General features: G+C 41.5%; 13 protein-coding genes and 1 other annotated feature. All 13 genes read right to left on the reverse strand.

All coding sequences use genetic code 11. The features are described from left to right. Positions 1–91 precede the first annotated feature (91 nt). The 13 genes from HA044_RS05100 to HA044_RS05160 all read right to left on the reverse strand — a co-directional run bounded on the left by HA044_RS05100 (position 92) and on the right by HA044_RS05160 (position 15,980). The gene (locus HA044_RS05100) at positions 92–541 is read right to left on the reverse strand and encodes a hypothetical protein (RefSeq protein ID WP_187539882.1); all 450 of its coding nucleotides are present in this window, start codon (positions 539–541) and stop codon (positions 92–94) included. Between the two features lie 105 nt (positions 542–646). Beyond that, positions 647–1,099: a lipoprotein gene (locus tag HA044_RS05105; protein ID WP_187539884.1), complete on the reverse strand. Its 453-nt coding sequence runs from the start codon at positions 1,097–1,099 to the stop codon at positions 647–649. A 196-nt stretch (positions 1,100–1,295) separates the two neighbouring features. Further along, positions 1,296–1,739 carry a hypothetical protein gene (locus tag HA044_RS05110; protein ID WP_187539886.1) on the reverse strand — a complete coding sequence of 148 codons (444 nt, stop codon included), beginning with the start codon at positions 1,737–1,739 and terminating at the stop codon, positions 1,296–1,298. Between the two features lie 244 nt (positions 1,740–1,983). Continuing rightward, positions 1,984–2,352 carry a 50S ribosomal protein L7/L12 gene (rplL, locus tag HA044_RS05115; RefSeq protein WP_187539888.1) on the reverse strand — a complete coding sequence of 123 codons (369 nt, stop codon included), beginning with the start codon at positions 2,350–2,352 and terminating at the stop codon, positions 1,984–1,986. Positions 2,353–2,419: 67 nt separating this feature from the next. Then, entirely contained in the window at positions 2,420–2,923 is a 504-nt protein-coding gene (rplJ, locus tag HA044_RS05120) for a 50S ribosomal protein L10 (protein WP_187539890.1), read from the reverse strand. Between the two features lie 38 nt (positions 2,924–2,961). After that, positions 2,962–3,096: a sequence feature (ribosomal protein L10 leader region), on the reverse strand. Between the two features lie 58 nt (positions 3,097–3,154). Then, positions 3,155–3,952, reverse strand: coding sequence for a formate/nitrite transporter family protein (locus HA044_RS05125; RefSeq protein ID WP_187539891.1), 798 nt, complete (start codon positions 3,950–3,952; stop codon positions 3,155–3,157). Positions 3,953–4,111: 159 nt separating this feature from the next. Beyond that, positions 4,112–4,813, reverse strand: coding sequence for a glucosaminidase domain-containing protein (locus tag HA044_RS05130; protein ID WP_187539893.1), 702 nt, complete (start codon positions 4,811–4,813; stop codon positions 4,112–4,114). Between the two features lie 148 nt (positions 4,814–4,961). Then, positions 4,962–5,564: a ribosome biogenesis GTP-binding protein YihA/YsxC gene (yihA, locus tag HA044_RS05135; protein WP_187539895.1), complete on the reverse strand. Its 603-nt coding sequence runs from the start codon at positions 5,562–5,564 to the stop codon at positions 4,962–4,964. An 11-nt stretch (positions 5,565–5,575) separates the two neighbouring features. After that, positions 5,576–6,808, reverse strand: a complete 1,233-nt coding sequence (gene clpX / locus HA044_RS05140; protein WP_187539897.1) for an ATP-dependent Clp protease ATP-binding subunit ClpX — start codon at positions 6,806–6,808, stop codon at positions 5,576–5,578. 39 nt (positions 6,809–6,847) lie between these two features. Then, positions 6,848–7,018, reverse strand: a complete 171-nt coding sequence (locus tag HA044_RS05145; protein ID WP_003001624.1) for a hypothetical protein — start codon at positions 7,016–7,018, stop codon at positions 6,848–6,850. After that, positions 7,018–7,527 (reverse strand): dihydrofolate reductase, encoded by a 510-nt coding sequence (locus HA044_RS05150; protein ID WP_187539899.1) that lies wholly within the window; start codon positions 7,525–7,527, stop codon positions 7,018–7,020. The genes HA044_RS05145 and HA044_RS05150 overlap by 1 nt, the downstream gene beginning before the upstream one ends. Positions 7,528–7,671: 144 nt before the next feature. After that, a complete protein-coding gene (locus tag HA044_RS05155) occupies positions 7,672–14,937 on the reverse strand; it encodes a CshA/CshB family fibrillar adhesin-related protein (protein WP_187539901.1) in 7,266 nt (2,421 codons plus the stop codon). A 203-nt stretch (positions 14,938–15,140) separates the two neighbouring features. Beyond that, positions 15,141–15,980 (reverse strand): thymidylate synthase, encoded by an 840-nt coding sequence (locus HA044_RS05160; protein ID WP_187539903.1) that lies wholly within the window; start codon positions 15,978–15,980, stop codon positions 15,141–15,143. Between the last annotated feature and the right edge of the window lie 2 nt (positions 15,981–15,982).

The following is a 15,982-nucleotide window of genomic DNA, read 5'->3' on the forward strand; positions in this document are numbered from 1 at the left end:
AATTGAGGAACAAGGCCGTTGCTTAATCTTTTATTATTTCATTGTCTACTTGACTGGGAGCAGTTCATTTTGTCCCAGCCTCTTAATTGCTTTATTTTGTACGTTTGAATTTAGCGTTTTTAAGAAGCATAAGATCCCCTTGATTGCTAGAACTTAACTTAGATAGATCAACTGTTAAATAATCACCGTCAATCTTGTATGTAATCTTTTCTCCACTACCATCTGTTGAGGTAATTGTTTTCTCTTTTTGATTGATTTTGACAACATAAGATCTCTCAATCTTTTGACCAGCGACTTCACCCGCAATGTTGAGGGTTCCTTTTGAATCTTTGATCTTAATAGAAACTTCAAAATTAATAAGGTCTCCAATAGACTCTAATTGACTACCTGATAAGCCTTGCTCCTCAAGAATTTTCTTAAGTTCAGTTTTTGATGGTTTGTAGACATAAGTGCCGTTATCACTTTTGGCACCACAAGCTACTAACAAACCAAGTGCAAAAATACCAACAAGTCCTAAAATAAGACGTTTCACATGTTTCATAATCAATCTCCTCATGTACCTTATAATCAAATTTTACCATTATTTTAATACCGATTCAAGATGTTTTAAAGAAAAAAGAACAGGTACCCCTGCTCTTTTAGATGATTATTTTGTGCGTTTGAATTCAGCGTTTTTAATAAGTGACGAAGCAAATTGGTTAGTTGATTCTTGATCTCTCGTGAAGATAAATGTCAATGTATCTCCTTTAATCCTGTATCGAATGTTATCGCCTTTTTCTTCTTTCGCAGCAATTGTTTTAGTTTTTTGATTGATCGTAATTTCTGTTGAATCTGTGGTTTTATGGCCTGGTCTTTTAGTTTTAATAGTTAAATATCCTTCTGAACCGTTAATTTCAACTGATAATTCTAAGGAATATTTATTATTTAAAGAATCAATATCCGAGCTAGATGCACCTTGCTCTTTAAGAATTTTCTTCATTTCTGCTGTCGATGGTTTGTAAACATAGGTTCCATTGTCACCTTTTGCACCACACCCAGTTAAAAGAAAAATAGCAAAGAAAGCTACTAGAGCCAAAATAAACTGTTTAAAGTTTTTCATAATTTCTCCTCATTTCATAGAATATCCCTATTATAGCAACAATTCCATTGCATCGCAATGAAATTGTTACATTATTTAGTTTGACTGGGTTCAAACTATTGCTATTAGATAAAGATCAAAAATTTAGTTAGAATTCTAATAGACAATCATAATAAATACACATAAAAAGGTAGGATTTAGATCCCACCTCTATTAACTATTTAATTTTTTTAAACTTAGCAATTTTCATGTAGTTCTTAAACATGTCTGTGTCACCCATCAAAGAATTCTTCACATTCTTAATCGTTAACACATTTCCTGAAACTTGATAAGCAATTTCTGCTTTTCCATACTCATTTTTTGAGACAAGAGTTTTAGCTTTTTGGTCTACTTCCAAATCAATCACTTGATTATGCTTTTGTCCAGCAGCATTCGTGTTTACTTTCATCTCACCTTTCTTATCATTGATTGTAATAGAAATAGTGAATGAGTAATCATCACCTATCAAAGATTGAAATTCACTTGGCATAATTTCTTTTATTTCATCTTTAGTAGGCTCAAACACGTAAGTACCGTTATCACTTTTAGCGCCACAGGCTACCAAAAAAACTGCTGCAAAGACAGCTACAAAAGCTAATAAAAGACGTTTAAAATTTTTCATCATCTTCTCCTTTATGATATGATTTACAGTCATTATAGCAACAAATGAGCAACATCACAAGGAGATATAGTAAATGTAAAATGATTGTAACATCATTAAAACTGCACTATTTAGTAGTGTTTAACGAAAAGCAAGCAGAGGCAAAGGACCAGTTAGTATTCTGAATATCTATAGTTCACCTTACATCATTATTGACAAAAAACCGAGGTCGAAACCCCGGTTTTCATATTGATTGGAAACTCTATTATTTAAGAGTAACTGAAGCTCCAGCTTCTTCCAATTTAGCTTTAAGTTCTTCAGCTTCAGCAGCTGGAACACCTTCTTTGATGACACCTGGTGCACCATCAACAAGTTCTTTAGCTTCTTTAAGTCCAAGACCTGTGATTTCACGTACAACTTTGATAACGCCAACTTTTTTGTCACCAGCAGCTGTCAATTCGATGTCGAATGAATCTTTAGCAGCACCTGCGTCAGCACCACCAGCAGCAGCTACAGCTACAGGAGCAGCTGCAGTTACACCAAATTCTTCTTCGATAGCTTTTACAAGGTCGTTCAATTCAAGGATTGAAGCTTCTTTAATTTCAGCAATAATGTTTTCAATGTTCAATGCCATTGTTATTTCCTCCAAATAAGTTTTTAATTTTATAATAGTTTTTTGTAGCTAGGCTACGCTGCGCAGATTAAGCTGCGTCTTCTTTGTTGTCTGCAACCGCTTTGACTGCAAGAGCAACGTTGCGCACTGGCGCTTGAAGTACAGAAAGGAGCATAGAAAGAAGTCCTTCGCGACTTGGAAGACTCGCAAGTGCAATAATTTCTTCTTTAGATGCGACAGCACCTTCAATGGCACCACCTTTGATTTCAAGTGCGTCAGCGTCTTTAGCAAAGTCGTTCAAGATCTTCGCTGGTGCAACTACATCTTCATGTGAAAATGCAACTGCAGATGGTCCAACAAATGATGATGCCAATTCTTCAAGACCAGCTTTTTCAGCAGCACGACGCAAGATTGAGTTTTTAATCACTTTGAACTCAACTTCGCTTTCGCGAAGGTTGCGACGAAGAACAGTATCTTGTTCAACTGTCAAACCACGAGAATCTACAACAACGATAGAAACGGCAGCTTTCATTTTTTCAGCTACTACGTCTACTAATTCCGCTTTCTTAGCAATAATTGCTTCACTACTCATTAGTGTGTTCACCTCCGTAATTATTTTGCTTGGGGAATTTTTCCAAAAGAAAAACGCGCCCAAACCTAGACACGAAAGTACAATACGCTTCATATAATGGATACGTTTTGTCCTCGGTAGGATTCTTATGAGTCGAGCTCCCCTACTGTCTTAGGCAGTTTTTTCAAACCATTAGTTAGTTTACCACATAAAAAAAAAGAATGCAAGTACTTTTGCAAACTTTTTTTATTTTTAATCGTTGTAGAGACTTTTGATATTATTCAGCCAAGCATATGCTAATCCCATCAATACTCCACCTCCAACCCAGTTGGCCACAAAGGTCACACCGTAATGCCGGAGAATATTAAACAATTCATAATGTGGCAATTGACTGGATACCGGATTAAAGCCTAATAGAGAGAAAGAAGCAAAATTGGCTGCCAAGTGTTCATTGGTCATAAAGACAAACATATAGATAGCTGACAAGGCTAATAGGACTTTTGCTGTTTCATCCTTAAAGTACAAATAGGAAAGAATGGCAATGTTTACAAAGATATTTGCGATAATCCCTTCAAAGAAAACCACTTGATTGGTCCGTTGCAGTTTATTTTCAGCAACTGTCGCAAGGAAACCTTTTGGGTCTACATGAGCAAAAGCCGTTGTCTGATTAAACAGAAAAGCAACGAGTAAGGCACCGACTAAATTAAAGAATGTACAGTATAAAAGAATTTCCAAAGCTTTTTTCCAGTTAATTTTCTTTAGATAAGTCCCTGATGTTAAATACATCATATTGGAAGTGGTCAATTCTGTATTTAAGAAGAGAAGATAAACAAGACCCCAAGCAAAGATAAATGGAAATAAAAATCTCCCCGAACCTGGTAAAAAAGTATTTAAGAGGTCTGCGGCTACAGCTCCTACAGCAGTGCTTAAAGTAAGAAAACCACCCGCAAACATGGAGCGAACAACATAACGGGTCTTGGACTTCTTGTAAAGATCTTCTTTCTTATTGCAAGCAGCACCAATCTTCTGAGCGAAATTAGATTCAGTCATAAACATCTCCTTATATTCAGATTGTGAATAAAATCATTATATCATAGAGATAAAATTTTGAAAAGGTTTTCAGAGTTAAAAATCGGCTATCGGCAGAAATACGTTTTAATTCGTTTTAACAATAAAAAGAAGAGGCTAAATCAGCCTCTCTCTTAGGAATTAGCGTAAACGGTTTGCCCAAGCGATATCCAAATTCAAAATTTCTTGAGATGTAAATTGTTGACGATATGGATTGTATACAGTTCCTGTAACTCCGCCTTGAACATTTGGTGAATCATACTGTGTTAAATTGTATGCCTCAATAATATGGTTTAATTTTGCATTATAGCTTGTATCAGTTGCATAGACGCCTGTCAAAGCAGCGGTTGCATCTTGATAGCTAGATGTATTGCTCTTCCAAGCACCTGCAAAGTGTCCTTGTTTTAAAACTGCTACATAATCTTGCAGTGATTCATAGTAGCTTGGATAAGAACGGAAGGCATCATTAATGGTATACATGTTACCTGAGCCGTCATCTTCTAATGTTTGCATTACTGCTGATTGACCAGCATAGCTACCTTTAATCCCGAAAAGATTGTAATGAGGGTAAGAAGCCAAACCAGACTGACCTGAACCACTTTCAAGAATCGCTTGTGCAATCATTACAGATGCATATAGGTCATTTTCCTGACCAAGTTGGCGAGCAGATTCTCCGATTTGTGAGATAAATGCTTCAGTTGGATCTTGGTAGGCTTGATAAGTTCCATCATTTGCTCCAACGGAGGTCACATGTTCGCTCATCGCTGCAGCAAACGTCCCAACTGCCACAACGGAAACGACGAACCCTAATAATTTCGTTTTATTCCGAATTTTTATTTTCATAATTCTATTTATCTCCAAATATTTTTTATCATCTTTTATCTTTAAAACGATTATACCATATAAATAGAATAAAACAAAGACACTTATATTACACTTGTATTACAATTCCGAGATAAATCCAAAACAAAAATGACATTTTCATGTCATTTCAATTTATTTCGTAAAAAGCATGATCTAGAATTTCATCCCATGACTTCTCTAGTCCTTCTTTTGTAACGGAAGAAAAGATAATGAAACTATCTGACGTGTCAAAGTCTAGTTTTTTCTTAATCATCGACTCGTGTTTGTTCCATTTTCCTCGTGGGATCTTATCCGCCTTAGTCGCAACAAGAATGACGGGAATTTCGTAGTATTTCAAGAATTCATACATCTGAACATCATCTGCAGATGGTTCGTGTCGAAAGTCAACCAGACTAACAACTGCTTTTAAGTTTTCACGACTAGTCAAGTACTCTTCAATCATGCGTCCCCACTTCTCCCGCTCTTTTTTAGAGACACGGGCATAGCCATAACCTGGTACATCGACAAGACGAAGTTTATCATCAATATTGAAGAAATTTAGCAATTGGGTCTTTCCAGGTTTTCCAGAAGTTCTGGCTAGGTTCTTTCGATTCAAGAGAGTATTAATAAAAGAAGACTTGCCGACATTTGATCGACCGGCAAGTGCAACTTCTGGAATATCATCTTGAGGATAGTGACTCTTATTTGCAGCGCTTAAGAGAATATCCGCATTGTGTGTGTTTATTTCCATGTTTTATCTTTCTAGGCTGTTTCAAGAATTGGTTTTTCCGTTCCATCCACGGCTTCTTTGGTGATGCGAACCAATTTGACATCTTCTTGACTTGGAACTTCAAACATGACATCCATCATGGTTTCTTCGATAATGGAGCGAAGTCCACGAGCTCCAGTCTTTCTTTCGATGGCTTTATTAGCAATCTCTTGAAGTGCTTCATCATCAAATTCCAATTCCACATTATCGTAAGAAAGCAAGGTTTGGTATTGTTTTACCAAGGCATTGCGTGGCTCTTTGAGAATGCGGACGAGGTCATCAACAGTCAATTGCTCAAGAGCCGCAAAGACTGGAAGGCGTCCAATCAATTCAGGGATAATCCCAAATTTTTGAATATCTTCTGCAACGATTTCTTGCATATAAGAGCTTGCTTCATCAATAGCCTTGTTATTTTTACCAAAACCAATGATTTTCTCACCTAAGCGTTGTTTAACAATTTCTTCGATCCCGTCAAATGCTCCACCAACGATGAAGAGAATATTTTTCGTATCCACTTGGATCATTTCTTGTTGAGGGTGCTTGCGACCACCTTGAGGGGGAACGCTAGCAACTGTCCCCTCAATGATCTTCAAGAGCGCTTGTTGGACACCTTCACCGGAAACATCACGAGTGATCGAGACATTTTCGCTTTTCTTAGCGATTTTATCAATTTCATCCACATAGATGATCCCACGTTCTGCACGTTCAATATTGAAATCCGCTGCCTGAAGGAGCTTTAAGAGAATATTTTCAACGTCTTCTCCTACATAACCAGCTTCAGTCAAGGCAGTCGCATCAGCAATGGCAAATGGAACATTCAAGCTACGTGCCAATGTTTGGGCTAAGAAGGTCTTACCTGAACCAGTTGGGCCGATCATGAGGATGTTTGATTTTTGCAATTCTACATCAGTATCATCTTCACGTGTATCGTGGTAATTGATCCGTTTATAGTGATTGTAAACGGCTACGGCAAGAGCACGTTTGGCACGGTCTTGACCGATGACATAGTGGTTCAAAATTTGAAGCAATTCGATTGGTTTTGGAACTTCGCTAAGATCTGCAAGTACTTCTTCAGCGAGTTCTTCACGAATGATTTCTTGGGCTAACTCGACGCATTCATTACAAATGAAGGCATTGTTCCCAGCGATAATTTTTTGGACTTCATCTTGACTCTTACCGCAAAATGAACAGTAGACCATCATATCCGAATTTTGATTGGTTGGCATGGTTTTCCTCTTTCTGTCGTTTATTTGATTGATTTTATCTTAAAACAGGGTCATGTAAAAGGCGTGAATAGAATTGACGAGGTTGGTAAACGCATTTAGCAAGAATAAAATGGCCAGGCCAAAGCGTTTCTTTCGAAAGGTTTGGAGCGCACAAATCAGACAGATGACGCACAGGACTGCTGTAAAAAAACCAAATACACTGCGTTCCATTAGTCTAATTCCTTTCTCTTGTAGTAGTGAACTGTAAAATCGTAAGGATTTTTCTCGTCTTTTGGATGATGGACTTGACGGATCCTTTCATAGAGGTTCTGATCAATCTCCGGTGCATAGGTATCCCCATCGATCTCAGCATGAATCTCGGTCTGGATCAACTCTTCTAACTGATCTGAGAATAACTGGAGGATTTGGCTTCCACCGATAATATACAAACTCTTTTCTTGATTCTGATACCAGTCCAAGACTTCTTCTTTGCTGTGCATGACAAGGACATCCTCGTTCTCCGCATTGTAGGATTGATCTTGCGTTAGAATAATACTGGTACGGCCTGGTAGGACGCGTTTTTTTATACCATCAAAGGTGACTCGCCCCATGAGGATTACTTGCCCCATGGTCGTTTGTTTGAAATGCTGGAGCTCTGCTGGCAGATGCCACGGCATAACATGGTCTTTTCCAATGATGCCGTTCTCTGTCTGAGCCCAGATACCAATCATCTTTTTCATTCTCTCATCCTTTACACTGATACTTCTATTTTATCAAATTTTCTTCTAAAAGACTGATTTCAACTACCTAGTTTAGCGGATATTTTTCAGAGACAAACAGAAAAAAACCGCGAGGATTTCGCGGTTTTTTAGCCACAATCGAGCTTAGTCTTCTTTTTTGCGTTTGGCAAGTCCAAATAATGAGAGACCTGCAAGAGCACTAAAGATTGCTAGACCAGCAGTAGAAGATTCTTTTGTACCAGTATTTGGAAGTTGTGCTGTTGGATCTTGAGGATCGATATACGTCACTTCCTCTTTCGTTTCTGGAACGACTGGAACAGTTGGTTCTTCTGGTTTTGGTTGCGGTTGTGGTGTTGGAGTCGGCATTGGGCTTGGTGTTACTGTCTTCTTGTAGATGTGTTGGATATTTCCATCTTTATCAACTACAGATTTCACAAAGTCATAACCTGGAATGTCTTTCTTCGGTTGTTCGCCGTCTTCAGTTGGGTAACCTGGAATTGGTTTACCATTTTCATCTACGTGTGACGTTGTCACTTTTTCGTAAACGTGTTCGAAATCACCATTTGGCAATTTCTTCGTTTCTACGAAGCGGTAACCTGGAATTTTAGCTTTTGGCTCTTCTCCATCAACTGTAGGATATCCTGGGATTTCCTTACCTTCTTTGTCCACAAACTTAGTGATTGGACGAACAGTTGGTGTGTAAGTCGCTTGTGCTTTGGTTCCATTCACATCTTCACGAACCACTGTCACTGCTGGTGCAGTTCCTGTGAATTCTGGTTCTGGTGTGAAGGTTACAGTACCGTCTGCTGCTACTGTGTAAGTACCAACACCTGGGATAGTCTTGGTTGTTGAGCCATCGTCAAAGGTTGCTGGAACCTTGTCGTTCATTGGAACACGGCTATCACCTTCTGTAAAGACTGGTTTACCTGTTTGGGTTTGACCTTTGTTTCCAATTGAAGTTACTGGTTCTGCAGTAGGAGCAACTGGCGTTACAGTTGGTGTGTAAGTCGCGGTCACTGGTGTACCGTTCTTATCTACCCGTTTGACTGTTACACCGGTACCTTTACCTGTAAATGATTTTTCTGGAACGAAGGTTACAGTTCCATCTGGTGCAACTGTATAAGTTCCTTCACCTGGAATGGTCTTCGTTGTTGAACCATCTTCGAAGGTTGCTGGTACATCATCATCCATTGGCACACTTGGGTGACCAGGTGTGAAGTTTGGCTTACCTGTTTGGGTTTGACCTTGGATGTCTGTCGATGCTACTGGATCAGCAGTTGGTGTTACCGGAGTCACAGTTGGTGTGTAAGTTGCTTGGGCTTTAGTGCCGTTCACGTCTTCTCGTACCACAGTTACTGCTGGTGCAGTTCCGACGAATGATTTCTCTGGTACGAATGTAACTGTTCCATCTGCTGCTACTGTGTAAGTACCAACACCGTCTACAGTCTTCGTAGTTGAACCATCATCGAAGGTTGCAGGTACATCATCGTTCAAAGGCACACGGCTGTCGCCTTCTGTGAAGACTGGTTTACCTGTTTGTGTTGCACCTTGAACATTCGTTGATGTTGCAGGAGTTGCTGTTGGAGTAACTGGTGTCACAGTTGGAGTATACTTCGCTGTAGCTGGGGTACCATTCTTGTCCACACGTTTAACCGTTACACCTGTTCCTGTTCCTGTGAATGATTTTTCTGGAACGAAGGTGACAGTTCCATCTGGTGCTACAGTGTAAGTTCCTTCACCCGGAATGGTCTTAGTAGTTGAACCGTCTTCAAAGGTTGCTGGCACATCATCATCCATTGGGATTGCAGGGTTACCAGGTGTGAAGTTTGGTTTGCCTGTTTGTGTTTTCCCTTGGATATCTGTAGAGGTTGCAGGTTCTGCAGTTGGTACGACTGGAGTAATCTTCGGTGTGTAGGTTGTTTCAGCTGGAGTACCATTTGTATCTTTGGCTTGAACCTTAACGGCAACGACTTCACCTGAATATGACTTATCAGTCGGAGTGAAGGTGACAACACCTGTTTCTTTATCAACAGTGAACGTACCGATTTCTTTACCTTCTGGTGATTTCGCAACTACTGATGCAGCTGGTTGGCCATTTTCGTCAAGAAGAGTAATGGTATCCTTGTCGATTGGGGCAACTGGATCTCCTTCTGTGAAGGTCACTGTACCAGTTTGAACCACACCTTGAGGTTCTTCTGATTCAGCTGGTGTTGCCGTTGGTGTTACTGGAGTTACAGTTGGGGTGTACTTAGCAGTTGCTGGAGTACCGTTCTTATCCACACGCTTAACAGTTACGCCTGTTCCTAATCCTGTGAATGATTTTTCTGGAACGAAGGTGACTGTTCCGTCTGGTGCTACTGTGTATGTTCCTTCACCTGGAATGGTCTTAGTAGTTGATCCATCTTCAAAGGTTGCTGGCACAGTATCATCCATTGGCACACTTGGGTTACCTTCGGTAAAGGTTGGTTTACCTGTTTGGGTTTTACCTTGGATATCTGTAGAGGTTGCAGGTTCTGCTGTTGGTACGACTGGAGTAATTTTCGGTGTATATGTTGTTTCAGCTGGTGTGCCATTTGTATCTTTGGCTTGAACCTTAACTGGAACGACTTCACCTGAGTAAGATTTATCCGTTGGTGTGAAGGTGACAACACCGCTAGTCTTATCAACTGTGTAAGTACCGATTTCTTTACCTTCTGGTGACTTAGCTACTACTGATGCAGCTGGTTGGCCATTTTCGTCAAGAAGAGTAATGGTATCCTTGTCGATTGGGGCAACTGGATCTCCTTCTGTGAAGGTTACAGTTCCAGTTTGTACCACACCTTGAGGTGCTTCAGATGTAGCTGGCGTTGCGGTTGGAGTAACTGGTGTTACTGTTGGGGTATACTTAGCTGTTGCTGGTGTACCGTTCTTATCGACACGTTTAACCGTTACGCCTGTTCCTGTTCCTGTGAATGATTTTTCTGGAACGAAGGTGACTGTTCCGTCTGGTGCTACTGTGTATGTTCCTTCACCTGGAACGGTCTTGGTAGTTGATCCATCTTCAAATGTTGCTGGTACAGTGTCGTCCATGGGCACACTTGGGGTTCCTGCAGTAAAGACAGGTTTACCTGTTTGTGTTTGGCCTTGTTTGTCCGTTGAAGTTGCAGGTTCTGCAGTTGGCTTCACTGGAGTTACAGTTGGTGTATACTTAGCTGTTGCTGGTGTACCGTTCTTATCGACACGCTTAACAGTTACGCCTTCAGGTGTTCCAACATAAGTAGGAAGTGGCTTGAATGTAACCGTTCCGTCTGGAGCTACTGTATAAGTACCAACGCCATCTACTGTCTTCGTCGTTGATCCGTCTTCAAATGTTGCAGGAACGGTATCGTCCATTGGTACACGGCTATCGCCTTCAGTGAAGACTGGCTTACCTGTTTGAGTGGCACCTTGGATATCTGTAGAGGTTACCGGAGTACCTGTCGGTTTCACTGGTGTCACAGTTGGTGTGTAGGTCGCTTGAGCCTTGGTTCCGTTCATGTCTTCACGCACAACAGTTACTGCTGGTGCAGTTCCGATGAATGATTTTTCTGGAACGAAGGTAACTGTACCATCTGCTGCTACTGTGTAAGTACCTACATTTGGAATTGTCTTAGTTTTTGTCCCATCGTCAAATGTCGCTGGGACAGCTTCATTGATCGCTACTGTCTTCTCAACGCCGTCAACGTTTACCGTTCCACCTTGGAATTCCGGTTTGCCTGTTTGAGTGGCACCTTGAATATCAGTGGTTTCAGCTGGCGTTGCGGTTGGAGTTACAGGGACGATTTCTGGTGTGTAAGTTGTATCAACTTTAATACCGTTTGAGCTTTCAGCTTGAACCTTCACTGGTGTAACTGCACCGGTGTAAGATTTATCAGTCGGTGTGAAGGTTACTTGGCCAGTTACTGGGTCAATTGTGAAGTTACCAATCACAGTTATACCGTCAGCCGCATAGGCTGGTGTAGTCCCGTTTACTTCATTCCCATCTTTATCCAAAAGTTTATAGCTGTTTGCTTTAATGGTTACAGGTTTGTTTTGACCATTTACTTGAACAGTTGTGCCTGCAAAGGTTGGAGTACCCGTTTGCGTTGCACCTTGGATGTCCTTAGATTTAGCAGGTTGTGCAGTTGGTTTAGCAGCTACTACAGTTGGAGTGTATGTCGCATCAGAAGTAATTGTCGCTGTCTTACCAGCTGCGTTTGTAATAGTTGCTGTTGCTTGGACTGTTATTCCTCTTGCAGTTCCAACAAAGTCTTTTTCAGGTGTGAAGGTTACAGCACCTGTAGTAGGATCAATTGTATAGCTTCCTTCTCCTGCTACGGTCACTGTTGTCGCATCAGTTGGTTGACCAGTCGCTGGATCCACCAATTTCTTGCTGGTGATTTGAGCAGTCTTGTCGTTACTTAAATCAAAGGTTGGTGTTTGGGTTTGAGGAATATTTTGAATGTCTTCAGAAACTTTATTTGTAGGAGTAACGGTAATCGGTGTCACAGTTGGAGTATACTTCGCAGTCGCTGTCTTAACGTACTCATCACGAATCGTACCATCTTTGTCTCGTCCAACTGGCGCAGATAGCGAAACCGTTACGCCATTCGCAGTGCCTGTAAATCCTGGTTCTGGAACGAAGGTCACTTGACCAGTCGTATCATCGATAGTGTAAGTTCCTTCTCCTGCCACCTTAACAGAAAGAGCATTTGTCGGTTGACCAGTTGCTGGGTCTACCAACTTAGCAGGATATAGCGCACTTGGAGTGATAGCAACCTTATTACCATCTAAGTTAGTTCCTACTACGTTAAAGGTTGGTGTACCAGTTTGGGTTGCACCTTGTACATCAGTAGACGTCTTGTTTTCGCCTTCGATGTCTTTTGGCGTTACAGTCGGGATGTAAAGACCGTCCATGGTACGGATGGCTGTATCGACATTGGCTTCCATGTCTGGGAATTTCGTTGACCAACCTGTGTCATAGCCATTGGTATCTGTACGACGGATCGAAATACCATCTGCCGTTCCTAGGAAGTGATCTTCTGGGATGAATTCCACATCTACTGAAGTTCCGTTTGGCGTGATCTTGTATTTCCCTTGACCAGCCACAGCATAGTAGCCATCGGCTCCTGGAGTGACGACTTGACCTGTACGGTTGTCCACCATCTGCGGAGCTACTGTTTCGTCAATCTTAGCATTCTCAGTACGGCTATACTTGTACAACCCACGAGCCGTAAAGGCTACAGTAGCTGTTTGTTTCTCAAATTGAGGACCCGTTGTTTCCTTGACTTCCCCTTTTGGTGGGTGGGTTACTTGGGTCTTGAAGTCTTCCACTTCCCCTGAGAAAGCCATTCCCGTTGGGCTTTCAATTTGTTTATCATCCTTAGCAATCCGAGCACGAACACCTAACTCAGTTACGCTAGGATCGATATAGGTTTTGCTCTTGGTGAATCTCAGAGTAACAGAACCATCCTTGGTAATAGTAGCCAAGTCAGAGCGTTCGTCTTCATCAAAGGTTCCGTTTTGGTTAAAGTCAATCCAACCATAAATATAAGCTTTGGGAGCCCCATCTGTGTGAGCTTCCACCGTAATGGTGTAGTCCCCTGGATGGGTACGGTCCATCTTGATCATCTCATTGGTCTTTCCCTTGAGATCACCTGGAATCAATTGGTCAACGCCTTCATCAGCGGTCGTTGCATTGTCATCCCCAAACCAATCAAGAGTGTTGTTTTCATCCATATCTGGACTCAAGTGACCGAGATAAGGTTGGTTAACTTTCATACCGGTTATCCCATCAACGGTTGCGATAGAGTGGATCGCCTTGCCATAAGACGCTGGTGCATCCCCTTCATCCAGTGGGAAGAAGCCAAGCATGGCTGATTGTTTACCTGAAGATGCGATATACAAGCCAACTTCGGACGCTCCACGTGTCATAACAAGGGGAACAGCAGCAATACTTGAAATATTTGGTCCAAAGACCCCTGTTCCGAGACCTGCAGTTGTTAAATCGGCACTTCCAAAGTACTTCCAAGCAACCGCTTTTTTATCTGGCCCCACTTGATTTGAACGTCGAATTAGGTCAAGGTTCGTACTATAGTAATTTATGCCATCTATTTTAGTGGCAGGGTTTGAACCAAATAAATTGTCTGTATCTTGTGGAATATAAGCTTTAGTTGATTTATTACCATACTTATACCACTCACCAATATGTTGCCAACCTTCTCCATTTGTGGTGAACAGAACCAACTCACCAGGGTTAGCGGACTCACCATCTGCCATAACGATAGCAGGCTTGACATCTTTTCCACGGAAGGTAGCGGAAACTTCAAACTGAACCCCAATATTACCACTTTCCAACTCAGAGCTGATGGTTGTCTTTTTATTCCCAGTATTAATACCTTCCCCTCTTATTTCTGACCATCTAGTTTGAGCTTCGGCAATAACTTTGGCTTCTTCACCAGCACTGAAAGCTGCTCTCGTAGCAGGTGTATTAGTCCCATTCATATAACCATTTCTGGCATTTGGGTCATAGGTAGCCTTTTCAGCTTCTGTAGCCCCACGTTCTTCTAAGCGCTTTTTGTAGATTTCAGTTGCTTGGAAGGGTTTCAAAGATTTGACCTTGATCTTAACCACATAGCCAGGCATGATTTCCTTGGTGTAGGTCGCACCGACTTGAAGGGCTAAATCTCCCTTTGCAGTAATCGTTGCCCCAGACCAGTTAGCCGTATCGCCAAAATCCAGCCAAGAGATTTGGCTGGCCAAGTCTGTAGCTTTGATATTTGTTGTGAACCCTGGTTTTGCTTCTTTCGGAGTTGCAGTAGCATCTTGGACATCATCTCCAATTAGGTTTGGATCATTTGGATCACCGATAGAACGACGGCTACGACGTTTACCAGAAGTTTGGGCTGTCTCTTCAGTGGCTTGTGTATTGTTTGTTGGTACACCTTGTCCAGCTGAAAGAGTTGGTGCTTCTTTTTTATCTGCATTTGTTGAAGTTGTTTCTACCGCCTTGTTTGCAGGCGTAGTTACTTCTAATTTTGGTGTTGCAGCTGTTGATGTTTCCGGTGCAGTTGAGGCAGCGGATGCTGCTGTGCTCGTGCTTGAAGCGGCACTTGTAGACGCTGGTGCAGTTGATGTAGCTGGTGCAGTGATTGCTGCGTTTGCATCATAAGTCGATGCAGCTGGTGCAGTTGATGTTGCTGAATTTGCTGTAGCTGTTGATGTAGCTGGCGTTTCTGAAGCTGTCGTAACAGCTGCGACACTATTTGAATTCGAATCTGTCTGCTCATCTGCGGCTGCTGTTGCGGCGGTTCCCACCATCACAAGCGTCCCCAAAAGAACAGAGCAGACTCCCACATTCAGCTTCCGAATTGAGAATCTGCTGATTCGATCATTAAATAAGTCTTTTCCCATTTAATAGACCTCCATTATTATCTATAAATTAACATTTTATTTGAAATTGTTTAGTTTTTTTAAAACCTTACCTATTTTACCAAAACCCGAACAATAATCCAACTATTTAAGCTCAAAAATATAAAAAAATTTAAAGAGTTTTCGTTTTAAACTTAAAACAAAAACTCTTGGATTTTATGGACCCCAAAAAGGTCATTTTATTACTAGATGGCAAGATCAAACTTGAGCTGTGGCTTCACTGGATCATAATCGACCAGTTCAAAATCTTCAGCTTTGATGTCAAAGAAATTCGTCCCATCTGGCACGTTTAAGACCAAGTGAGGCTGGCAATCTGAAGGCTCCCGGCGAAGCAATTCTTCTGCCTGCTCAAATTGGTTGTCATAAATATGCAGATTGTTAATGAAATAAAAGAACTTGCCGACCTTCCAGCCAAAGTGTTTGGCGATCATCATCTGAAGAGCCACATATTGCATGGCATTGATATGGTGGGCTACTAGCATATCATTGGAACGCTGGGTCAAGGTCGCATCCAGATAGATCTCCCCATCCACGCGCCGCACGTCCAGCATGGTTTGAAAGGCACATGGCAAGAGACCATCGGTTTCTTCAAAGGCTTCATAATCCCAAAGCGAGATGATATTGCGCCGATTCCAAGGGTTGGCCTCTAATTGCTTAAGGATCTTGTGGATGATGTCATGCTTTTTGACCACAGCGCCATAGCGCTGTCCGATGGTGCGACTATCCCCTACTTCCCAGTCATTCCAGTAATGGACATTGTACTTATCTTCTAAAAGATCCAAACTATTGGACTGGTCTTGGTAGATCCAGAGCATCTCTTTGATCGCGGATTTGATGGCGATGGGACGCAGGGTCGTGATCGGAAACTCGCCTTTAGCGAGATCAAACTCCATAAAAGCACCTGTGATGTATTTGGAATTGGCCGTTCTGCCATCCTTATACTTAGGACGGGCTTGCTCTGACCAGACCCCTTCTTCCATGATTTTTCGAATGTTTTCTTTAAATATGGTATCTGCTTTTGTCATAA

The sequence above is a fragment of the Streptococcus sp. IMAU 99161 genome, from assembly GCF_014435245.1.
Classification (GTDB): Bacteria; Bacillota; Bacilli; order Lactobacillales; family Streptococcaceae; genus Streptococcus; species Streptococcus lactarius.

Excerpts from the sequence above, each read along its gene's own strand:
- HA044_RS05150 (WP_187539899.1), bottom strand. The coding sequence starts at position 7,527 with ATGAAAAAGATGATTGGTATCTGGGCTCAGACAGAGAACGGCATCATT.
- HA044_RS05130 (WP_187539893.1), bottom strand. The coding sequence starts at position 4,813 with ATGAAAATAAAAATTCGGAATAAAACGAAATTATTAGGGTTCGTCGTT.
- clpX (WP_187539897.1), bottom strand. The coding sequence starts at position 6,808 with ATGCCAACCAATCAAAATTCGGATATGATGGTCTACTGTTCATTTTGC.
- rplJ (WP_187539890.1), bottom strand. The coding sequence starts at position 2,923 with ATGAGTAGTGAAGCAATTATTGCTAAGAAAGCGGAATTAGTAGACGTA.
- HA044_RS05145 (WP_003001624.1), bottom strand. The coding sequence starts at position 7,018 with ATGGAACGCAGTGTATTTGGTTTTTTTACAGCAGTCCTGTGCGTCATC.
- HA044_RS05125 (WP_187539891.1), bottom strand. The coding sequence starts at position 3,952 with ATGACTGAATCTAATTTCGCTCAGAAGATTGGTGCTGCTTGCAATAAG.
- HA044_RS05160 (WP_187539903.1), bottom strand. The coding sequence starts at position 15,980 with ATGACAAAAGCAGATACCATATTTAAAGAAAACATTCGAAAAATCATG.
- yihA (WP_187539895.1), bottom strand. The coding sequence starts at position 5,564 with ATGGAAATAAACACACACAATGCGGATATTCTCTTAAGCGCTGCAAAT.
- HA044_RS05110 (WP_187539886.1), bottom strand. The coding sequence starts at position 1,739 with ATGAAAAATTTTAAACGTCTTTTATTAGCTTTTGTAGCTGTCTTTGCA.
- HA044_RS05105 (WP_187539884.1), bottom strand. The coding sequence starts at position 1,099 with ATGAAAAACTTTAAACAGTTTATTTTGGCTCTAGTAGCTTTCTTTGCT.
- HA044_RS05155 (WP_187539901.1), bottom strand. The coding sequence starts at position 14,937 with ATGGGAAAAGACTTATTTAATGATCGAATCAGCAGATTCTCAATTCGG.
- rplL (WP_187539888.1), bottom strand. The coding sequence starts at position 2,352 with ATGGCATTGAACATTGAAAACATTATTGCTGAAATTAAAGAAGCTTCA.
- HA044_RS05100 (WP_187539882.1), bottom strand. The coding sequence starts at position 541 with ATGAAACATGTGAAACGTCTTATTTTAGGACTTGTTGGTATTTTTGCA.